The sequence below is a fragment of the Saccharicrinis sp. 156 genome (assembly GCF_050589685.1).
Classification (GTDB): Bacteria; Bacteroidota; Bacteroidia; order Bacteroidales; family Marinilabiliaceae; genus Saccharicrinis.
Map to the genome: position 1 here is coordinate 184,530 of NZ_JBNGOS010000001.1, position 21,063 is coordinate 205,592.

12 protein-coding genes are annotated in these 21,063 nt (G+C 38.3%); all 12 read right to left on the minus strand.

Annotated elements, in window-relative coordinates:
• Position 1: 1 nt before the first annotated feature.
• Positions 2-2,254 (minus strand): right-handed parallel beta-helix repeat-containing protein, encoded by a 2,253-nt coding sequence (locus ACRD64_RS00580; protein ID WP_430931199.1) that lies wholly within the window; start codon positions 2,252-2,254, stop codon positions 2-4.
• A 12-nt stretch (positions 2,255-2,266) separates the two neighbouring features.
• Positions 2,267-3,898, minus strand: a complete 1,632-nt coding sequence (locus ACRD64_RS00585; protein ID WP_430931200.1) for a family 43 glycosylhydrolase — start codon at positions 3,896-3,898, stop codon at positions 2,267-2,269.
• Between the two features lie 16 nt (positions 3,899-3,914).
• Complete coding sequence (locus ACRD64_RS00590; protein ID WP_430931201.1) at positions 3,915-5,036, minus strand: alpha-L-fucosidase; 1,122 nt, start codon at positions 5,034-5,036, stop codon at positions 3,915-3,917.
• 54 nt (positions 5,037-5,090) lie between these two features.
• Positions 5,091-7,784: a glycosyl hydrolase family 95 catalytic domain-containing protein gene (locus ACRD64_RS00595; RefSeq protein ID WP_430931202.1), complete on the minus strand. Its 2,694-nt coding sequence runs from the start codon at positions 7,782-7,784 to the stop codon at positions 5,091-5,093.
• Positions 7,785-7,815: 31 nt separating this feature from the next.
• Positions 7,816-8,997 carry a putative glycoside hydrolase gene (locus tag ACRD64_RS00600; RefSeq protein ID WP_430931203.1) on the minus strand — a complete coding sequence of 394 codons (1,182 nt, stop codon included), beginning with the start codon at positions 8,995-8,997 and terminating at the stop codon, positions 7,816-7,818.
• A 65-nt stretch (positions 8,998-9,062) separates the two neighbouring features.
• On the minus strand, positions 9,063-10,313 hold the full coding sequence (locus tag ACRD64_RS00605) for an alpha/beta hydrolase family protein (RefSeq protein ID WP_430931204.1): 1,251 nt from the start codon (positions 10,311-10,313) through the stop codon (positions 9,063-9,065).
• A gap of 16 nt (positions 10,314-10,329) precedes the next feature.
• On the minus strand, positions 10,330-11,043 hold the full coding sequence (locus tag ACRD64_RS00610) for a 3-keto-disaccharide hydrolase (RefSeq protein WP_430931205.1): 714 nt from the start codon (positions 11,041-11,043) through the stop codon (positions 10,330-10,332).
• Between the two features lie 5 nt (positions 11,044-11,048).
• Positions 11,049-13,454, minus strand: a complete 2,406-nt coding sequence (locus tag ACRD64_RS00615) for a glycoside hydrolase family 95 protein (protein WP_430931206.1) — start codon at positions 13,452-13,454, stop codon at positions 11,049-11,051.
• Entirely contained in the window at positions 13,451-15,277 is a 1,827-nt protein-coding gene (locus ACRD64_RS00620; RefSeq protein ID WP_430931207.1) for a DUF5060 domain-containing protein, read from the minus strand. The genes ACRD64_RS00615 and ACRD64_RS00620 overlap by 4 nt, the downstream gene beginning before the upstream one ends.
• A gap of 91 nt (positions 15,278-15,368) precedes the next feature.
• Positions 15,369-16,922, minus strand: coding sequence for an arylsulfatase (locus ACRD64_RS00625; protein WP_430931208.1), 1,554 nt, complete (start codon positions 16,920-16,922; stop codon positions 15,369-15,371).
• Between the two features lie 116 nt (positions 16,923-17,038).
• A complete protein-coding gene (locus tag ACRD64_RS00630) occupies positions 17,039-19,423 on the minus strand; it encodes a PDZ domain-containing protein (RefSeq protein ID WP_430931209.1) in 2,385 nt (794 codons plus the stop codon).
• Positions 19,424-19,445: 22 nt separating this feature from the next.
• On the minus strand, positions 19,446-21,029 hold the full coding sequence (locus ACRD64_RS00635; protein WP_430931210.1) for an alpha-L-fucosidase: 1,584 nt from the start codon (positions 21,027-21,029) through the stop codon (positions 19,446-19,448).
• Positions 21,030-21,063: the final 34 nt, after the last annotated feature.

The window sequence follows — 21,063 nt, forward strand, 5'->3', positions numbered from 1 at the left end:
ATTATTTTATCAACCCCATTTTTGAAACATCTAATGGCTCAATACCCAGATTTAAAGCCGGACTTCCCTCCTTAAAACTAAAATCTCCACCTGCAGGATCAGCAAACAATGGATCGGCAAATACACTTTCTGTTTCTTTACCTATGGCATGCATTCTATGCAAATGCTCATCCATCCATTCAGGGTTTGTTGGATGATAATAAATATTGGAGTCCATTTTGGTTTCTTCAATATCAGGAAGATTAGTCGTTTGATCTTTACGAGGTCTTTCGTTATGCGCATGACCACCATCGGGGTGAGATATAATTATATTCTTGTAGACCTTTGAACCCGGAACCGGTACCCATTCATAGCTAAGATAACCAGATCTGGGAGCATTACTCGGAGCAACAATAAAGTTATTGATAATGTCGTTCACTCCTTTTGAGGCAATTCTTGCACTAAATCCAAAGTTATTGTAGAGGACATTACCATAAATAAGCGTTTCATGTTGATCGTCGTCGCAACGGATAGGTGCTGGCATAGACTTTTCTATATTGTCGTGCAAATAATTGTATCGGACAATATTCCCAGTACCTGCTCCTGAAACATAAATACAATTCCCATCGGAAAGTAATTGTACGGCATGTGTTATCTCATTGTATTCAACAACATTATGACGGGCATGATTATACTTTTCACGAACCTTCCAGTTTTCATAAGTTTCTGTAGTATTCTCAATAACTTCCATAGGAATTTCATGGTGCCGTACTGTTCTTCCTCCTTCTCCATCCAATTTTCTATTTGGCTCAATACGATTGGTTATCAATACGCCTGCATATCCACTATGATGAATATAATTGTTGGCTATGCGATTCGATCCACTTTGCCAAGCCCAAATACCAGGAGAATGCCACGTTATCTGACTAAAATGATGAATGTGATTATTCACAATTTCGTTGTGGTGATTCACGTCTTTGGTACCAGGTCCATAACCCGCAAGGAGAATCCCCGCTTCACCCAAATGGGCAAATTCACAGTTTTCAACTTTATTCCGTTGTGCATGCAAATCGAAACGAACACCCGATCCACCAGAGTTTACAAATTTACAATTGATAACCTGACAATGCTCAGCTCCTCTAAAACGCAGTGCTGCAGTTGGTCGATCGAACATATCCCAATCGTGTTGCATCCCCCACCCTAGCTGATCCTCATCACTCGTCCATGCACGGCGGTCGGCCTGAGTAAAGGTTATGCCCAAAAAGGCAATTCCCACAACAGGTTTATCTGTAGTTCCTCGATAATCGATTTCACCTTCTACACGAATAAGTTCGGTGGTAGTTGGTGCAAGAATTCCCTTTGGTGAACCATCGCTTGCTGGATTCGCAGGCCACAAATAAACTTTACGAGTTTTAGAATTAATAACCCATTCTCCAGGTTCGTCCAATGCTTCCAGCGTATTTTCAATCCAAGCAGAACAACCATCCTTAGAGTGCACCCAAGCGGATAAAGGAGACATTTCGTAAGTTGCAGTAACGCTAGTTTTTGCCATACCCATTTCTTCATCAACCATGTTTATTGGAAGCATATTTATTGCCCAAGCTCGTCGCGGCCTAATATTTAATTCTACATCTTGAAGGTTATCCCAATTTTTCATTTTTCCCTTAGGAAAATAGACCGTTCTTTTATCTCCTGCCTTAACGGGAACAAAACCTTTTGCTCTTGCACGTTTTAATCGTCCATTCCTATCATAAAGCGTATAGAATTTTTCAAGGCCTTCAGGAATTTCTGCAACCCATATTTTAGCAACAGAATTTATGGGTAAATCGTCAAGGCTTGCTTCCAGTAATTTCCATCCTTCAACAGGAATTCCTGAACTAATCATTGGTTCTTCTCCCGGATAGGCCGCAAAAGTTAATTGAGCTTGTGCTAATTCTCCCGCACCTGGCTGTCCCGTGTTTTCATGGTGAGGTATTGAAGATATCCCATCTTCAACTCCCAACACCAATGTTTCACTTAAATTATGACATCCTTCTCGTAAGTATATGGTTGCAGGATTTGAATTACCGTTATTTCGCAACTCACGAACTGCCTCAACTGCTTTTTGAATGGTTGCCAATGGTTCTGTAATACTTCCGACGGCATTGTCATTTCCATCAATAGAAACATACAGCTCAATACTTTGTTTTGTATTGCAAGCTACACACATTAAGATGGATAGCATTCCAGATAGAGCAAGCTTTTTCCAATTATTTATAAGCTTAAATGAAATCATAATTCAATTTGTTTATCTATATTTCTCTTTCAAAACTACATTGTCCCACCAGCAAATTCCATTAAAATCGGTAGTTGTTGTACAACGCAGATTTATTTTTTTGGTGTCTCCACTGTTAAAGACACTTTTAAACTCAATCCATTCATCCGCTTTTGTTTCAGCATCAAGGTCGAATTTGCAAATTTCATCACCCCCCTCTTTCGCATCGAATATTACTTTGCCTATGGTTCCTGATTTTATTCTCAGCATAACACTAAACCTGTAGTCTGTATGGGTAGTAACCTTTACCTGTTGAACTATCTCTCTTGGACTTCCTTTACCTTTGTATTGAAGAGAATAATATCCTTTAGCTGTATTATCTAATTGACTAGTAAACTGCATACTTTTACTTCTCCAATACTTAACTAACTTTTGCGTTGTTAGCTCAAAGGATGGATTTTTCACCAAGTTATCCACTTTAACCTTCGAAACCTTTATTGATGAAATAATATCACTACAGGCCATTTCATTCAAATCAATTCTATCTTCCTCAAAAGTCCAGTGTTTGCCTTTAAAATTATCCTTTTCGAAGCATTCAACAACATAACCTTCGGGAATCTGAATGGAAGATATCGCATTTACCAGAATACCTGCTTTTTGCATTTTAGTTTTTTTGTATTCTCCAACTGGCAAAGTCCCAAGCATTTCGTTAAAATTAATCGCCTTATGGAAAGTTGGCAATTTTACACCCAAGGATTTACTTACCTTTTGAATAGTACCATCTTCGTTAAAATTTACAGGATCGAAACAGACTGAACGATTGGTGGCAATACCTCCTGACAATTCTCCATTATGATAGAATATGTACCATTGCCCTTTAAATTCTACCATTGAACCGTGCATGGTAATAATGTTGTTATGTTCCAGGATAACTCCTTTTGGTTTCCATGGTCCCAACGGACTATCGCTCATAGAATATTGCATCTCGTTATAAGGTCGTTTATGGTCGGGATACAACATATAATATTTGCCCTTACGTTTAAATACAAACGGACCTTCACGATGTTCATCTACACCAACTTGGTGAGCCATTTCACTTTCAATCTCCATCATATTATCCTTAAGCTTAGCTGCATAACACTTAGCATCTTGAACCGCATAAAGATAAGCCTGGCCATTATCGTCGACAAAAACGCATGGGTCGCAAAAAGCATTACCTCCATTAACATAGCCTTGTAACTCAAAATTAGCTGCAGGGCTTTTACTGGTAGCTATTCCGATCTCCCAAACTCCCTTTTTATTTTTATGTGGAAAATAGAAATAGTAAGTTCCATTTTTGTAAGCACAATCAGGCGCCCACATTAATCCACCTTTGTCTGTTCCCCAACTCACGTCTCTGGAATGAAGTATTTCGCCATGATCCGTCCAGGTAATCATATCATCTGTTGAAAATATATGATAACCATCCATTGTTGAATATCCTCTTGATGGTGCCACATCTGTTGAAGGATATACGTACAGTCGTCCATCGTCCCATACATGCGCTGAGGCATCGGCGGTAAACATATGACTTACTATGGGATTTGAACGGCGCTGTTGGGATTTTAATTGTGTTGCTGTTATAAACAGTAATGTTACAACAAATGTTATTAATTGCTTATTCATGTATTTAGATTTTAATTCAATTATTTTTTAGGCGTTTGCCAACCTCTGTTAGTGTTGTTATATCATCAGGAAAAACAGAGCCATCGGGAAGTGGTCCAATATTAAAAAGTAAGTTGGCATTCTTTGCTTTGGTTTCTTTGAGCATCTCCATCACTTCATCTGCAGTTTTATGTCCTATGTCATTATCGCGATCGTAGCCCCAGGCGTATGGCTGCATGGTGTTACATAGTTCTAATGGCACATCCGATTTTCCAGTAAAATGACGTTCTGGAGCTTTAAAATCCTCTGTTCCTAAAACTCCTTGCTTATAAGAAACCAAGACTTGTGGTTGTAGGGAATGAATATGATCATATAGCTCCTGAATTTTTAATTCGTGTCTCTTTTCTGGTCGTGAACTAGGAACAGCTCTACCATCTAACCATATACCAGCAACGGGGCCATAATTAGTTAGTAATTCCGTAATTTGATTTTTCATAAATTCCACGTAAAGCTGCAAATCGTGCTCTTCTCCATATTTGTATGACTCAACTGGTGTATCATAATCGGGTTTAGGATTTCCTCCCCATTGATCTCTATTTGGAGAATGTGGATGACGCCAATCACGTCCGTGCGAGTAATAAAAGAATAATCCCAAGCCTTTTTTATGACACTGCTCGGCTAATTCTGCAACCAAGTCTCGTTTTGCAGCACTGTTGGTGCTTTTAAAATCCGTATATTCTGAATCAAACAAACAAAACCCATCATGATGCCTAGTGGTAATATTAATATACTTCATACCTGCATTAATGGCTAAGTCAGTAATCATATCAGCATCAAAATTTTCGGCGGTGAATTTATCGGCTAGTTTAGCGTATTCATCGGGTCTTATTTTAGCGCGCAATTGCACCCACTCGGCGGGTTTTGAATGAATATCACCCCAATACCCTTCCGTTAAGCTAAACAAACCATAGTGAATGAACATTCCAAATTCTGCCTCTCTAAACCACTTTAGTGCAGCAGTTCTTGGATTCTCCTTATAATTATCCTCATATCCTTTAAGGTAAGAAGGCACATTGGTGCTTTGGTTGCATCCTGTTAAACCCAAGCAAAAGATGCATACACCTATTAGCACCCTTGTTATTCGTTTATTATTTTTCATATTACTTAGCATTATTGTTCGCTATAATTTTATCTAATCGTTTATATTCTATCACTATGGCATTAACCATAACAGCGTAGTGCCATTATTACTCTCGCGGCCATCGGCATTTACGGCCGTAACTTTTATCGTCATTTGATCATGCGATTTAAGATTACTCACATCAAAATTAAATTTTGAACTTTTAACATCAGAAGCCACCAACTCATAACGTGGAGCATTATCTCCAGCGTAATATATGTTATATGATTTAGCATCAGCACTGGCATCCCAAGAAAGACCTATTTTATTAGGAGTTGAATTATTATCTATTTTTAGATTAGATGGCGCAATAACAGGCGCAATAGCAGATATTTTCGTAATTACATAGGTTTGTCCTTTTTGGGTATGAATGCTAATTTGATCATCATTTATAACCTTAAAATCTACTTTCTTACCCTTGCTATTTCTAATACTTGCTTTGGCAACATTTGGATACCTTAATTTTAATAATTCACCCGATTTAGACAATACCTCAATTTTGCTAGCATGCCCATCCGACCACTTGGCAGAAACCTCGAAATTACCTCTTGCCAACAAGCCTTGGTAGCTACCTTCTGACCATGATTGGGGTAATGCAGCTAATGGAGCCACTACGTAATCATGACTCTGCATCAGCATTTCAGCAACTCCTGCTGTGGCACCATAGTTGGCATCTGCCTGAAACAACGGATCCCCCCTATGGTCGTTAAACAAATTGTGCAAATAGTTCTCGCTCAACAATTCTTTATAGTACAAATAAGCTTCTTCTCCATCGTGCGCTCGTGCCCACATTGCTATTCGCTCGGCACGTGCCCAACCAATGTTCGTTTCATGAGATCTTTTTTGCAAGCTAACCTTGGCAGCATCGAGCCAAGCCGGCGTATCGTCATTTATCAACTGCCCTGGGTATAAACCTAGAAGCATAGAGGCATGTCGATGATTTGGATCACCTATGTCATCGAAGTATTCCTCTTGACGAAACTCTTTAATCTGTCCCGACTTCCCTACCTGAATAGGGTCCAGTAAGGGAAGTTGAGTTTTAAATGTACTCAATTTATTATCGGAACGATCTAATACCTTAGACGCTTTTATGGTGTTATGATGATTCTCGTAAAACATTTGCTGATCAAAAGTAGTACCTACTGTATTTCTAAGTTTTTGCTCCGGACTTGACGATGGGTTAGCTAACAAAACACCATTAACATCTTTTACAAATCGAGATACGAAATTGGCCTGTTCGTAAATTACGGGATAAACCTTTTCTGCTAAAATAGATTCATCACGAACAAAATCGTAGTAATCCCAAAATAATAATCCAATCCAAGAACCTGTTCCAAAGCCAGCTACCTTCGATTTCCCTGGAACATTAAACGGATTACTCCAGAACGGTCCTGACCAACCATTGTCTCCATTGGGATCGAACTGAGCGCTATTGTACTGCTTTATATATTCGTTGGCATACAAGCGTTGGCGTGGTTCAAAAGTATTAAAATAATCGACATAGGACTCAAACAACTCAGACAAGTTGGTAGAAAACACCGGTGCATAGGCCATTTGTAGGTTGGTATCATGTAAATACTGCGACGACCAAGGTGGTTTTTCATATACATTCCATATGCCCTGAAGATGAGGAGGAAGTGTGCCTTTGCGTGAAGAGCATATTAACATGTAACGTCCATACTGAAATGCAAGCTCCTCAAGATATGTACTAAACTTACCCTCTGGGTAAGCATCGACCAACTTGTTTGTTGGAATAGTTGGTTCTTCGGCACCAAAATCGACATTCACACGATGAAACAGCTCTTTATAATCCTTTTGGTGATTTTTCAATAACTCATTATAAGACTTTGCCGTGGCTTTGTTCATATAATCGGTCACCTTAATATGAGGATCAGGAAAACCCGCTAGCTTTTGAGTTGCTGATTCGGTTAAGAATACCTGTGAATCGATTTTATAGTTGGTTCCTACTGCTATTAAAATAACAACATTATCAGCATCTACAACATTAATAGTCCCATTATCGCTTGCCGTAATCTCACCTCCCTCTGATATCACTTTAAATTGTCCTTCGTACTTAATATTGTAATAATGCATGGTACCTGATAAGGTAACCACATTGCCCTTAGCTTTTACCGTTCCAGATTTTCCTTCGTTTAAGAAAGGAATAGTTGGGCGTAATGTAAACGACAATTTCCCAGCCTCAGATGCATTTAAACGAATCACCATTACTTTATCCGGATAACTAGTAAAATATTCTCTTGTATACTCAACTCCATCCTGCTTATAAGCTACAAAAGAAACTCCTTCATTTAGATCTAATTCTCGTTTATAGTCGGTAATATTATGGTGGCCAAAATCTATAAATACCTCCGCAAAATTATTTAATCCCCTACGCTTCAATCCTCGATCCTCTCCCCAATCGTATAAACTATTTTCTGTAATTTGTATCCGATCAGTTTCTGTACCTCCAAATACATTCACTCCCATATATCCATTCCCCATAGGTATTGAAGCATTTACCCAACCAGTATTATTGTTTGGAGCAGGTTCATTGTACCATAGTCTTACATTTTTTGTTTTCCTATCAGCATTGCCAAAAGTTTCTTTTTTTGAGTACTGGGCCGTTTTATTTCCCTCCTCAGCACAAACAAAGGTTGATGCGCCAAACATCATCACTGCCAACAGTCTTAAACTCAAAAAAAACATTCTATTATTTTCTTTCATCATCTATTTTTTTCAAACACATTCATTTCACACTCTACTTCCAGGTAATTCTAGCTTCTCTCTGTTCCGTATCTACCCAAACACTTGCCTGTTCAAATTCACGGGTAAATACCCAAGCATTAGAACTAAGTCGCTCATATGCACCTTTGGGCGCACCAAGCGGTTTTTGCATCTCGGGGTAGTTAACCAATGGACCTGTTGCTAACTTCCAGCCCCAGCTATACATAAAATACGAATACGGTTGTGCACCAATTAGGTAACACGCTAAAGCAAATTCTAACTTCTCTTGAGACAGTTCGGGCATATTGGGCTTTAGATTTCTGCGCCCTGTACCCTCAACTCCAAGGCGAAATACCGAAATTTTTCCTTCTTGGGCATTTGTAAGCATTTGCTCCCACTCTTTAAGTAAGCTCTCTTTACTAGATCTTGCTGTTGCATAATTTTCGAACATAACTGCATCGCATGGTGGATAAGCATATCTTGCATCCTTATTATTGGCATTATTCCCCAATAAAATTTTATCAGTACCCATCTTCTTTTTTAGTGCCTCCATCATTTCTCCCATGGCCTTTTCTATCTCTGGTTTTTTCTCTGTACGAAACTTGCTGTTGCCATGCATCTGATCAATAAATACTCCATCGCTTCCAGATTCTTTAACACCTTTAGCCACCGTTTTAACCCACCACTTTCTAAATTTTGGATTTAATATATCAAAACAGTAAGCTCCATAATGCTCAACCAACTGACCCGTTTTGGGATCTGTAATGAGAAACTCCTTGAGTTCAGGATTTTCATTGATATTTTTCTTGCTAAAATTTTTAGTATAGGAAGTATAAGTCCAGGCATAGGCAGAATTAAAGTAAAACAGCACTTTTATGTCCGGATTAACATTTTTAAAAGCTTTTACTTCGTGCTTAGCACCGAGCTCTGCTGCACCAAGTTGTCCCGCTGCATGTCCTTTTTCAATACATATAAAATCGGTTCGTGCCGCTATAAATTCAACTTGCTCTGGTGTAAGAAGTCGCTCTTTATCTTGAAACATGAAATATTGCGGAGGAGTATCCCAACTAAATTTTGGAAAATAATCCTTAGGAACAAAGCTACTTCCATCGCTATTAATAAAAGAAGGCGTAGAATTTTGTGCGAGGATTAACTGATTTAAAATAAGGACAAGAAATATTAATAAAACCCATCTTTTCAATTTTCCTATTTCCATATTATTGAATTTATTATAACTGTTCTTAATAAGCTATTTATATTTTTCAGAAAAAATCTGACCCTCTATTTCGATACATCTGAGAAAACTACTTCACTAGTAATAGTTGCTCCTCGGTCATCTGTTACAGCCAAAAACCACATAGTTACTTCATTAGGTAAATTTTGTGATTTTATCTGATTACCTTCAATAGTTGCTGGTACACTATGCCAATTACGTTTATTAACGGCCTCTGTACCCATTGTATAATGAAGCTTTGCAGAATCAATATGTGTTTCGCTCTCCACCGTTGCTTTAACCACACCCTTATGTAATTGAGGGTTTAAGAGCACAGGCAAAGATGATCTTCCATTTAAGTAACTATCAATAAACATCCCTATCTCTTGAGGAGCCCATCCAGGAGGATGTCCATGTTTCATATTCACAGTAAGACGGAAATTACGTTTGCTTTTTACCAAACCATAAGTTTTCGCATAACTATCCAAAGGATAAGCTTTGTCGTTTGTACCGTTAATAAAGAACATAGGCATAGTGGCAGAACCAATGTATTGAGATGGATCCCATAATGTCACCCACTTGTTTTTCTGCTCAGTTGTCATTTCGTTAAAATTACCCAACCAAAGGCTATTATCACTTAAAAAGCCGCATCCATAAACAGGAGCAGCTGCTTTAAAACGAGAATCTAAACCAGCTACAATACAGGTTAGATAGCCACCCCAACTAATTCCTGTTATAGCTGTTCGAAAAGCATCCACTTCATTAAAAGTACGTATTAAAGAATGCGCAAGAATTACATTAGCGACACTATGATACGTCCACTGATCTTTAGGTGCTTTATCAATACATTTAAACTTTGTAGAATCACTTTGACTAGGACCACCGTCTGGTAATCGCACTTTATTCGGGCCACAACCAGCTAAATCCATTGCAATAGCAGCGTAGCCTCGTTCAGCCCAAATTTTTGCCCATTGTTTAAAGGCCTTACCACCTCCTCCATGCACCAATACAACTCCAGGATAGGTTTCACCAGTATCAGTTCCGCTTAGTGTTGCTGGACTTGCATAATAAGCAAATACTTTGGTGGGCAAGCCCATATAGGGTTCTCCTTTGTAGTAAAGCGAATGAACTAAACTGTCCTTATCAGCCCATTCAAAACTCGGTGCTTCACTCAACCTTACCAGATCCCAAGGTAAGGTATTAGGCAATGAATTTGCAGGCTGAATGACATGACTATCCTGTGAACTGAAACCACAGGAAGTAGTGCATAAAAGAATTATTACAGCAACTTTTATTTGTATTAACATTTTATTCTTCATAACTTTTTTCTCAACCTTATAAAGGTAGCACTCGAATATTACGGTATTTAACCATCATAACAGAACCATTATGAACTTGAAAACCTATTGCTCCTTTTACAGATGCATTAGGGTCTTCATCCATATAGTCAATGATTTTTATGCCATTTAACCAATATTCTATACGGTTTCCAAGTGCACGAATCGTCATACGGTTCCAGTCCCCAGAATTATATACCTCATTAATAATCTCTTTATCTGGAAAAATACGCAAGCTTGGACGAGCGTACCAATCACCAAGAGTACCCCGCATGTTTCTTTTTCCTGGGCGATGATAGCCAGCATCAAATTCATACCCCGAGGCTGCTTCATAAGATACATTGCGTTTCTTTTCCTTAAACAGAAAAGAATTAGCTCTAAAATACACCCCTGTATTACGAGATTCATCACCTGTTAACTTCATTTCACAAGTAAACTCAAAATCACTAAAATGCTGTTTCGTATAAATCCATTCAGGAGCATCTAAGGCTATATCACCTGTATTTGCTACAATGGTAATACCATCTAGAGCCCAATGCTCAGAGGGTACCTTCCAACCATCCAATGTGCCTCCTTGGAGCAGATCAATTACTGCTGAACCCTCAAACCTTGGTTCAATGGCTTGGTTTACTCCTTGAGAGTATGCCGAGGGCGATGGCATACACCAAACGAAGGATAATACTAGTGCCATATATTTAATTGAAAAATGCATAGGTTTTACCATTTTAATTGTATTGACTGTCCATCAGCTAAATCGATATATTTTTTCCTACCCTTATATTCCAAGGTCGTTTTTCCTCCTTTTTTAGCCAATATTTCTACTTTATCTAATTTCCCTTTACTCCATACCATTGATACCTCAAAACCACCTCGGGCACATAGGCCTTTTACCGAGCCCTCGCTCCAAATATCAGGCAAGGCAGGTAGTAAATGAATGTAACCTTTATGCGATTGTAATAACATTTCTACAACCCCCGCAGCTCCACCAAAGTTTCCATCAATTTGAAAAGGAGGATGCGCATCTAATAGATTTGGATAGGTACCACCTCCCTTGCTATAATTAGTATATAAGCCAGATGGCTCAACATAATGAAGTAAGGTACGGTACATTTTATATGCATGGTTTCCATCCTGCAGTCGTGCCCATAGGTTGATCCTCCAACCTTTTGACCAACCAGTTGATTCATCCCCTTTAATGTCAAGTGTTTTTCTACATGCTGTGGCTAATTCAGGAGTCAATTCAGTAGTAATATGAGTGCCTGGATGCAAACCAAATAAATGAGATTGATGTCTGTGCTGGGAATCGGCATCCTTCCAGTCGTGATACCATTCCTGCAAATTACCTTTTTTCCCAATCTTGTATGGAAGCATTTTTTCTAATGCCTGTTCTAACTCTACCCTAAGATCGCCATCAATATTCAATATTTTCGAGGCTTCTATTAGTTGAAGAAAGCTCTCACGAATCATGGCCAAATCAGCTGCACCTCCATACAAAGTATGTCCTTTATAGCCATCATTGGTTAAGTAAGTATTTTCAGGCGACGTTGCAGGCGATGTAATAAGCTTACCATCTTTATCTTCAATCATCCAGTTTAAACAAAATTCAGCTGAGCCTTTCATTAATGGATAGGCTTCGTTTTTTAGAAAATCCTGGTCTTGTGTAAATTGGTAATGCTCCCAAAGATGGGTCACCAACCAAGTTCCGCTCATGTTCCAATTGGCCCACTGTGGACTTCCTTTACCAAAGTCGCCCACTGGATTACTCATAGCCCATATGTCAGAGGTATGACAAGCGGCCCAACCCTTATCAACACCATAAAATGTTTTGGCTGTTACAGCTCCGGTTTGTGAAAGGTTTTTGATGTATGAAAACAAAGGTGTATGCAATTCTGAGAGGTTGGCTGTTTCAGCCATCCAGTAATTTTCTTCCACATTAATATTCATGGTATAATTGCTGCACCATGGAGGTTGCAGATAAGGGTTCCAAATACCTTGAAGTGTGGCAGGAACACCTTTGGTGCGTGAACTTGAAATCAGCAAATAACGACCATATTGAAAATATAACACTTCTAAGTTTTTATCTTCAGCTCCATGAAAATATCTTTTTAAGCGTTCGTCGGTTGGGATATTGGGTGCTGTTGTTTCACCTAAATTCAGGTTTACACGACTAAACAAGCCCTGATAATCAACAAGGTGTACTGTTTTAATTTCGTCAAAGTTCTTTTTAATAGCTAAGGACAACTGTTGATTTGTAATTGCCTTATTATCTACACCTTCTTTTGCAGGATCTTTATCAAACCCATTAAAGCTGGTAGCTATAGAAAGGTATAATATAGCTTCATTAGCTCCAGTAACAATAAGCGAACTATCCGTATAACTTACCTCACCCCCTAGATTTTTTATTTTTATATAAGATGAAAAACGAGTTCCACGATCCTCATCGAAACGAATAGGATCCTTTACATACTTCTGGATATTATGTGCAACATAGTATGGTGCATATCCGTCGGCTTTAAAAATATTATTTTCAACTACTGTTTTATATTTCAATAAACTATTAAACTTTACCCTGAAGTTAAGTGCCGATTCTTTATCTGTTGTTAGTTTTACCGCCATAATTTGATGGGGATGTGATATTAAATATTCACGTGTAAAAGTTACACCATCCACTTGGTAAGTTACTTTAGAAACAGCATTGTTAATATCTAATTCTCGGTAATATTTTTCAGCATTCTTCTGATGATCAAAATCGATAAACAAAGTCCCTAAAGGTGCATACGACTCTGTAAATTTACCCTGAACATTGCGATTCAATTTATCAGCCAGTTCATAATCTTCATTTGCCAAAGCTTCTCTAATTTGAGGAATAAAATTATGGGCATCTGGATTCATATTCGGATTAACAGGCTCACCGGACCAAAGAGTAGCATCGTTTAAGTATATTTTATCAGATACGACTCCTCCAAAAACAGAAGCACCCATTTTACCATTTCCGAGCACAAAACTTTCCTCGAAACATGTGGCCGGTTTATCAAACCAGAGTTTGGTTGGAGATTGAGCTACCATACTATGGACCAATAGCATACAAAGCACAGTAACTAAGGTGTGGTGTAATCTTTTCATTTTAATGCTTTTAGAAGTATAACCCAATCCTGATCTGTAGTATTAGGAGGATTTCCTAAGAAAATTTCTGTAGAGCCACCCTTTATTACTGAAAGTTCATCGTTAATTATATCACCAGTACGCGGATTATACCATTGTACTGTAAACTCTTTATCGTTTGCTCCCGACAAATCGACCATGGCTTGGCCTCCATTTTTTAAATAGAATAGATAAGTCTCCCCTTCATTTGCCATTGCCCAGTTATTATCCCCAACAATTAAAGTATCATTAGGAATCATATTTACCATCTCTTTTGCGAAATAAGTATTTACAAAAACTGAAGCATACCCAAGCGTTTGCCAAACATCTTCGTAAGTAGTATAGTCTATGTGTTTAACATCATCATTTCCGGCATAGTACTCCATATGTCCTCCAGCTAATATAGCACCCCAAACAACTTCTTTACGTAAAGTAGACACCAAATCGTTAGGTCGTTTTCCATACCACGGTTCATCAACTGACACCACCCATTTATGGCCACTTTTGGCACTTAAATCATACCATTTCTTCACCTCATCATGGTTAGACAGCATATTGGGTTTACGTTTCGTTTTATACAAATACGTTTGAAGACTCGGTCCTGTATAATTCTTAAAACCGATAAGTCGTGGATAGATATTATCAAAGACACCTGCTGGACCATTATGAATAGAAATAGCATCGTTATAATAAGTTAAGGCTCTAACACGCGTAGCAAACTCTTCTCTTTGAGCATCTGTATTGGGCTTTTCGAAGCCTGATCCTTTTGCTTGATTTTCTTCACCTATATTCCAAGTAATAGCCATATGGTGACCAAAGCGAGCAACGAGTTCTCTATAAAAAATTTTGCGTGCATTAGTAAACGTCCCTTTCTCATCCAGAGATTCAAAATAATTGGTGTTTTCTGATTCTGAAAGCTGAAAATGAACCATCAAACCCATTCTATCAAAATGTGTAAAGAGCACCTCCCACTGGGCTAGTTTCGATACATCATAAATATCAACGCTATCGGCAGCTATCCATGGCCAGGCTTCTCTGCCATCGCCATAAGCATTCATAGCTAAAAAATAATGTGAGTTCACTCCAAATGATGATAAATAGTTTACCATCCCAATAATTCCCTTACCTAAACCTTCTTTCCAAGTAGGATCACCCTCTTTCCAATCTTTAACATTAGCAGTATATAAATCATTTTCATGACCAGGCGTACCATCAAACTCACCATACTCTAAGAGTACCTCTGGGCTATTAGCTCCATATTTTATAAAATAATCTCCATCGGCAAAACGCAAATAATGTTCTCCCACATATTCCAGTTTTCCCTTAGAACGAAAATCTTTACCTGATTTGTCCTGTTTGCCAATGATAAAAGTTCCTGTTTCACCATCCGGATAAGTTCCGCCGATTCCTCCAGAAAGGTTTGCTGCCACATTATTACCGGTAACAAAACTTGTTTTGTAGGACCATTCACCTTCTTCACCTCCCGTAAAGCGAGCTTTCCATTTATTACCAATGGATGCTGAAGTATTTTCAGCGTTACCATCGGCATCGAAGAAACCAGGTACCTTATAAACTTTACCACTCGGAGCAGTAAAAGTCACATCTAATCTGTAATTCCTAAAAGTTACGGAAGACTCACCCACTTGCGGTCCATCAAAAACAACTTCTATACGATGCCACTTTTTAAAGCTGTCATCTGCATTCTTATCCCCAACTATTATAGCAGAGGACGATGTACAAGCCAAGGTGAAAAACATAGCTAAAAGAGTAAATAATGCGACTTGATACCTTTGTTTATATTTCATTTGTTTATGGTTTGAGCAATCATCTAAATCACAATTATGGTAATAAGTACAACCATTATTTTGTGTTTATATATCCAGTTCTAATAATTAGCTAGTGAATAGTTTTTGCATTTAAAGCTTTTTTTCGGGCCCAGTTTGCCTCATTTCTGTCTGCAATTTCCTGACTGATTTTAATTGCTGAATTTGGATCCATCAGCTTTAGCATTTTTTCATCAGGGCCTCCTCCAAACTGTTTCCAGTAGGATTCTTTCATGGGGTTTATTTTTGGTCCTATCAGATTTTCATTGATAAGATAAGATTGAACATCGTCCCACCACTGGTCGTAAATAGCACGTAACTCGGCAACTACCTCAGGATGCTTTTCGAAGACATTATTATTTTCACCAACATCAGGTTTTATTTCGTAAAGCTCAGTATTGTTTACTAACGAGAACTGGGAATTCTGAATGGCCGATCTACGGTATTTACTTTTAGACGCATTTCCCTGAGCCCAATTACCAAAATGATGAATAAGGGTACGATCAGCCCACTCAGATTGAGGATTTTGAAGTATAGGCAACAAACTTCGTCCTTCAACTTGTTGCATAACTTGTGGAGATAACTCTGCCCCTACGATTTCTGCAAAAGTGGGAAAAATATCCAGGTGGGCACTCAAAGCATCTGTCTCTATACCTTCTGGTATACCACCATCTGGCCAACGAAAAAAACAAGGAACACGCGTGCCACCCTGATATGGAGAACCCTTACCCTCTCGCATCCCTGCATTGTAGATTGGCACCCCCTTAGTTCCACCATTATCTGATCCCATAAAGATTACCATTGTATTATTAGCTATACCCCACTCTTCAAGTTGAGTCAACAATTGACCAAAATTGGTATCAATATTCTCTAACATGCCATAAAACTTGGCTAAATTATCGTTCAATTTAGGATGACCTAGATATTGCTGATAATACTCGTAGGGTAAAACAAATGGACCATGCGGTGCATTTAGGGGGAGATAAGCAAAAAAAGGCTTACCAGCCCGGCGTTGTTCATCCATCCATTTGGTAGCTTGATCGAAAAAAAGATCGGTACAATATCCCGTAGCTTTCTCCCATGTGCCGTTGTGCCATAAAGCTGGATTGATATTACTATTGTTAGGAGCATCGCCACAGGAACCGGTAAAAGTTTGGCCAATACCACCACCGCCATGAATATAAACCTCATCAAATCCTCTTTTTTCTGGAAGATAAGCCTCCTCATCACCAAGATGCCATTTCCCAAATATACCTGTGGCATAACCCGCACTCCTAAGCATATCAGAAAGTGTAAATGTTTCTAAGCTCATTCGTTCTCGCTCAAAAACGGTATGAGTTACACCATTCTTAAACTCATGTCGTCCGCTCAATAGTGCAGCACGAGTTGGTGCACACTTAGGACTTACATGAAATTGTGTCAGAAGCAAACTCTTCTCTTTAAAAGCATCAACTACCGGAGTTTTAATGATTGGACTCCCCAGACAAGCATAATCGCCATAACCTGCATCATCAGGCATAATCAATATAATATTGGGTTGATTTGACTTAAACCTAGCATTAGTGCATGACACCATAAATGCTGATACGAATATTAACAAGGTAATTTTAACAAGGTAGTATTTCATATATAAAAGGGTTCTTACAAAGACACTAAGACACAATGAAAACATACTTATTTCCCTTGCATCTAAGCTCTTTATTATGATTATTAGTTTTTTATTTAGTAGATACTCACCATTAGCTATTTAATTTGAATTGATAAGTCGATATTTTGCTGCTCCCGAACTACTTTAAGTTTAAGTGGTGCAGACTGATTTGCTTTAACCAAATTTATAAATTGACCTACTTTATCCACTTTTTGTCCATTAACGCTTAAAATTAAATCGCCTTCGGCAAAGCCTAATTGGGCAGCTTGCGAACCTTTAGGAACTGTAGTAAGCGCAATACCACCATCTTCTTTTGAAACGCCATAAGCCGAAAATTCCATCCCAACTAAACCATTTATAGTTGCACCCATCCAAGTTGTAGCTTTGGGTGTGCCTTTCTTTGTATTCTTTCTATCCAAAGAACCTAATTCTCCTAAAACAGGTATTTGGGGCGTACGAGCAATAGCCTTAAGCGAAGTCTTTTTCACTCCAAACTGGTCCATCGGAAAGTTTTTAAAACCAATATCGAAAGCAGGTGAGCCTTCTTTTACACGAAAATCGCCATTTTCAGGATCGACAAACATTGGATCGGCCAATATAGAGTTTTCACCCCAACCAAACTTTTGCGTTAACTCAGAATTAAAAACAAGATTACTGTCAACACGTTTTCCCGGATTCTTTTCTGTGGGTACTTTTACTCCTTTATATTTATACATAAAGATATTAGAATAGACCTCATCATTACTATTGGCATACCATACGTGAGGATGAAAAGTGTTATTTACTGTGATATTATTCCAAGCTTTACGACGAAATCCTTCACGTAATTTTAAGCCTCCAGATAACATCAAGTTATTATAAATATCATAATTAGTTGATCCATCATCCAAATCAATATCCCAACCATGGTCACATCGCCAACGACTATCGCGAATAATTGTTGTTTCTGTAGCATCCAGAAATGGCAAGTTCGGATCCTCATCTATCATCTCTTGAGAATAGTTACGGTTTTTGTGCCAGAAACGGTCACGACCCCAAGAGTTAAAGGAACCATGGTCGTGAGTTTCCTGCACTGTTTCAAATACATCACAACGCTCAATCAAATGACCTCCCCAAGTACCTTCGCTAATATTAATACCCGAACGAGCACAATCGTAAATTGAAGCATCACGAACCGTAATATTCTTAGCCATTGAAATTTGCACCCCAGCTGGTTGACGCTCTACACGACCAATACCATGAATTAAACAATCTTCTACTATACCTTTTGCTGGATAGTTATTGGTTTTTGGTCCTGGTGTACGGTCTATTTTAGATAAATCATTCGTCTCATTATATTCAAAAAGAGGATCACGCACTGCATTAGGGTCACCCACAAAACAAACACCACTTGCACCAGTATCGTGAATATGGCATCCTTTTACCAAGGTATTTCTATTGTAATTATTCACAAAAATGGCGTTTCCACCTACCTGATCAAATTCCATATCTAAAATTTGAATATTTTCTGTACCAGTAAGCATAAAGGCGCCTCCTCGATATATAGCCCAATCAGAACGTAATAACTGCTCTTTACAATCCATAAAAGTACGTGCAGCATGTTTTACTACAAAGCCTTGTAAAGTAATGTACTTAACGGGTGATGCTTCTGTCCCCTGAAACTCAAGTAAGTGACTTAGGCGAACAACTTCAACCTTAGCTTTCGACAATTCTGTATTAGTTTCAGGCTTGTAATACAATACATTGGCCTCTGCATCATGAAACCACTCACCAGCAGCATCTAATTCTTCAAAAATATTTTCTACCATACGAAAATCTGAGTGCATACCCATTTTTCTGTTATTTTGCCAACCTCCTTCGTAGCTTACCTCACCACTAGCATTTTTTCCGGTGATGATGTAATGATATCCGCCCCAGCGCTTGGTGTGCATAGCATGAATATATCCACCCTCAGGATTCTTCCACCCAGCCGCTCGTTCTTTTGAAAAAGCATCAGCTGCATATCCCTGGTAGGCATCTGTTTTTTTTGTAGCATCGTAGTTTGGATAACGAGCCATTCGTTGGTTTTTTCCATTCACAAATAGTTGATCGATGCTCAAGTTTTTGGGTGTGTTGGCCTGATAAATTCCATCAAGATAAGGTTTCCATGTAAGTTCGAGCATGGTTCCTCCACTTAGTACAGCGCCGCCTTCGTTAATGGCTTTATACAGTATTGGGTACTTCTCTGATCCAGAATCTTTGGGTTCAAAAACCAGCGTTTCGCTTAAATAATACACACCATCTTGAACATGTATAGTTACGGACTCTTTACCTGCATATTTTTGAGCAGCATTTTTTGCAGCTAAAAGAGTAGCAAAAGGCTTCTTCTTTGTTCCTTTATTTGAATCTGATCCTTTAGTACTTACATATATATCAGCTGCCTGTGCAACATTAAACACAAAAGCTATAAGAATTAGAGTACTCAGTTTATAAATATTCATATTAATTATTTGTGGTTTTTTATTAATAACCTTTCACAGCTTTTCGTACCTGTTTCATTATTTCAATACAAGCCGGATTAAAAATGGGATGATCCTTATTTACATCAGGAGTCATAGCTAGATTTATTGTTATAGGTACATTTTCAGCATCTGCTTTTTTAAAAATTTCGATATACTTTTCGGTAGAGAATTTAGGTTTTTGGGTAAAAACACCATTGCCTGTTTTACTAGACCAACCATCCATATAAAACCAGCTGGCAGGGTATTGACCTTCTAACTGGCCTCCTTCTTCAAATAAAAAAGGAACTTGAATTTCGGGTACTCTTCCCGATCCATCAGAGACAACTAAGTCGCTAAACGGCGTTAATCTAGGAAATAAGTTTTGGCTAAAACCTATGCAAGCATTAGAGTTACCAGCTTTTATGGCTTTTGCAAATTTTTCCCATGGAGGATCAAGTTGATATACTTTCCATCCGCAATCATCGATATATCCTGCTGTAGTTGCTAGATCCTCGCCATAGCGAAGACTAACCTCACGAAAGTGAGCTTCGAGAAAATTAAAATAACCTTTTGGATCTGGCCTTTTTCCATGACCATATGTATTTCCGTACAAATCCTCCATTCCACTATTGGGATTATAATACAGCATGAGTCGAATATGATGTTTTCCTAAACCATCAATAAGTTCTCTTATGAGATCGCGTTCACAAGTAAACCCTGGTTTTAATTTATCGATGGTATTACTTGGACCTGGCCAATGTTGAGTTCCATGCGCACAGGTAAAACATACCCAAGAAGCTCCAATTTCAACTACTTTATCTACAAATGCATCGACATCGAAATTATTAACGATATTTTGGTATTGATCTCCTAATTTTAGACCACCATTAAAAGGAACCGAGCCTGATGAAAAATGCACAAAAAGGCCATATTTTCCATCCACCATCCATTGCACATCCGCTTTCATTGCTTTGGCACGCTCCTTTATAGCCACTAAAGCTTTTGGTTGTACCATCTCAATAGACCAAAAGGCAAATGGGTTAGGTTTGATGTTTGCATTGGCTTTAATTTCAGCATTTTCTTGGTGTTGTTTTTCTTCGCCAAAAGTTACTAATCGAAAACTTATTTTATTAATCCCTTTTTTAAGTTTTATATTTTGCGATAAATAATGTCGTTGAACAATGGGACGAGTTTCCCAATTTTTTATTTGCGCTTTTTCAATTATTACCGAAGATTCTGTTTTAACTTCGAAGGTAGATTTGGAAAGAATATTGTTGCTGCCTGTATATAATAACGCTACACTATACTCGGCATCAGAAGGAGCATCTACGGTCCAGGTCATCACATCATCTTTTGTAAGAAATCCGCGAATAAAAGCATTATTAACTACCATAGGAGTAGGACGTTCTAGGTGGTTTAATTGTCCACTTAGTTCAGCTCTAAATCCCATAATAGTGGTAATATCATCTGCGCGAATTGACCAAGTTTTTGGTGCCCAATACGGATGAATTAGGCTCTCTTTTACCTGTATTTGATTTTGTGCAGACAATTTCGCTCCAGAAAATAAGGCCAAAAACATCATTAACCAACACAGAATATTCTTCATCAACTTTATCATACAAAAAAATTAAGCATTTAGC

Coding starts and splice junctions, on each gene's coding strand:
- ACRD64_RS00580 (WP_430931199.1), bottom strand. CDS start 2,254: ATGATTTCATTTAAGCTTATAAATAATTGGAAAAAGCTTGCTCTATCT.
- ACRD64_RS00585 (WP_430931200.1), bottom strand. CDS start 3,898: ATGAATAAGCAATTAATAACATTTGTTGTAACATTACTGTTTATAACA.
- ACRD64_RS00590 (WP_430931201.1), bottom strand. CDS start 5,036: ATGAAAAATAATAAACGAATAACAAGGGTGCTAATAGGTGTATGCATC.
- ACRD64_RS00595 (WP_430931202.1), bottom strand. CDS start 7,784: ATGATGAAAGAAAATAATAGAATGTTTTTTTTGAGTTTAAGACTGTTG.
- ACRD64_RS00600 (WP_430931203.1), bottom strand. CDS start 8,997: ATGGAAATAGGAAAATTGAAAAGATGGGTTTTATTAATATTTCTTGTC.
- ACRD64_RS00605 (WP_430931204.1), bottom strand. CDS start 10,313: ATGAAGAATAAAATGTTAATACAAATAAAAGTTGCTGTAATAATTCTT.
- ACRD64_RS00610 (WP_430931205.1), bottom strand. CDS start 11,043: ATGCATTTTTCAATTAAATATATGGCACTAGTATTATCCTTCGTTTGG.
- ACRD64_RS00615 (WP_430931206.1), bottom strand. CDS start 13,454: ATGAAAAGATTACACCACACCTTAGTTACTGTGCTTTGTATGCTATTG.
- ACRD64_RS00620 (WP_430931207.1), bottom strand. CDS start 15,277: ATGAAATATAAACAAAGGTATCAAGTCGCATTATTTACTCTTTTAGCT.
- ACRD64_RS00625 (WP_430931208.1), bottom strand. CDS start 16,922: ATGAAATACTACCTTGTTAAAATTACCTTGTTAATATTCGTATCAGCA.
- ACRD64_RS00630 (WP_430931209.1), bottom strand. CDS start 19,423: ATGAATATTTATAAACTGAGTACTCTAATTCTTATAGCTTTTGTGTTT.
- ACRD64_RS00635 (WP_430931210.1), bottom strand. CDS start 21,029: ATGAAGAATATTCTGTGTTGGTTAATGATGTTTTTGGCCTTATTTTCT.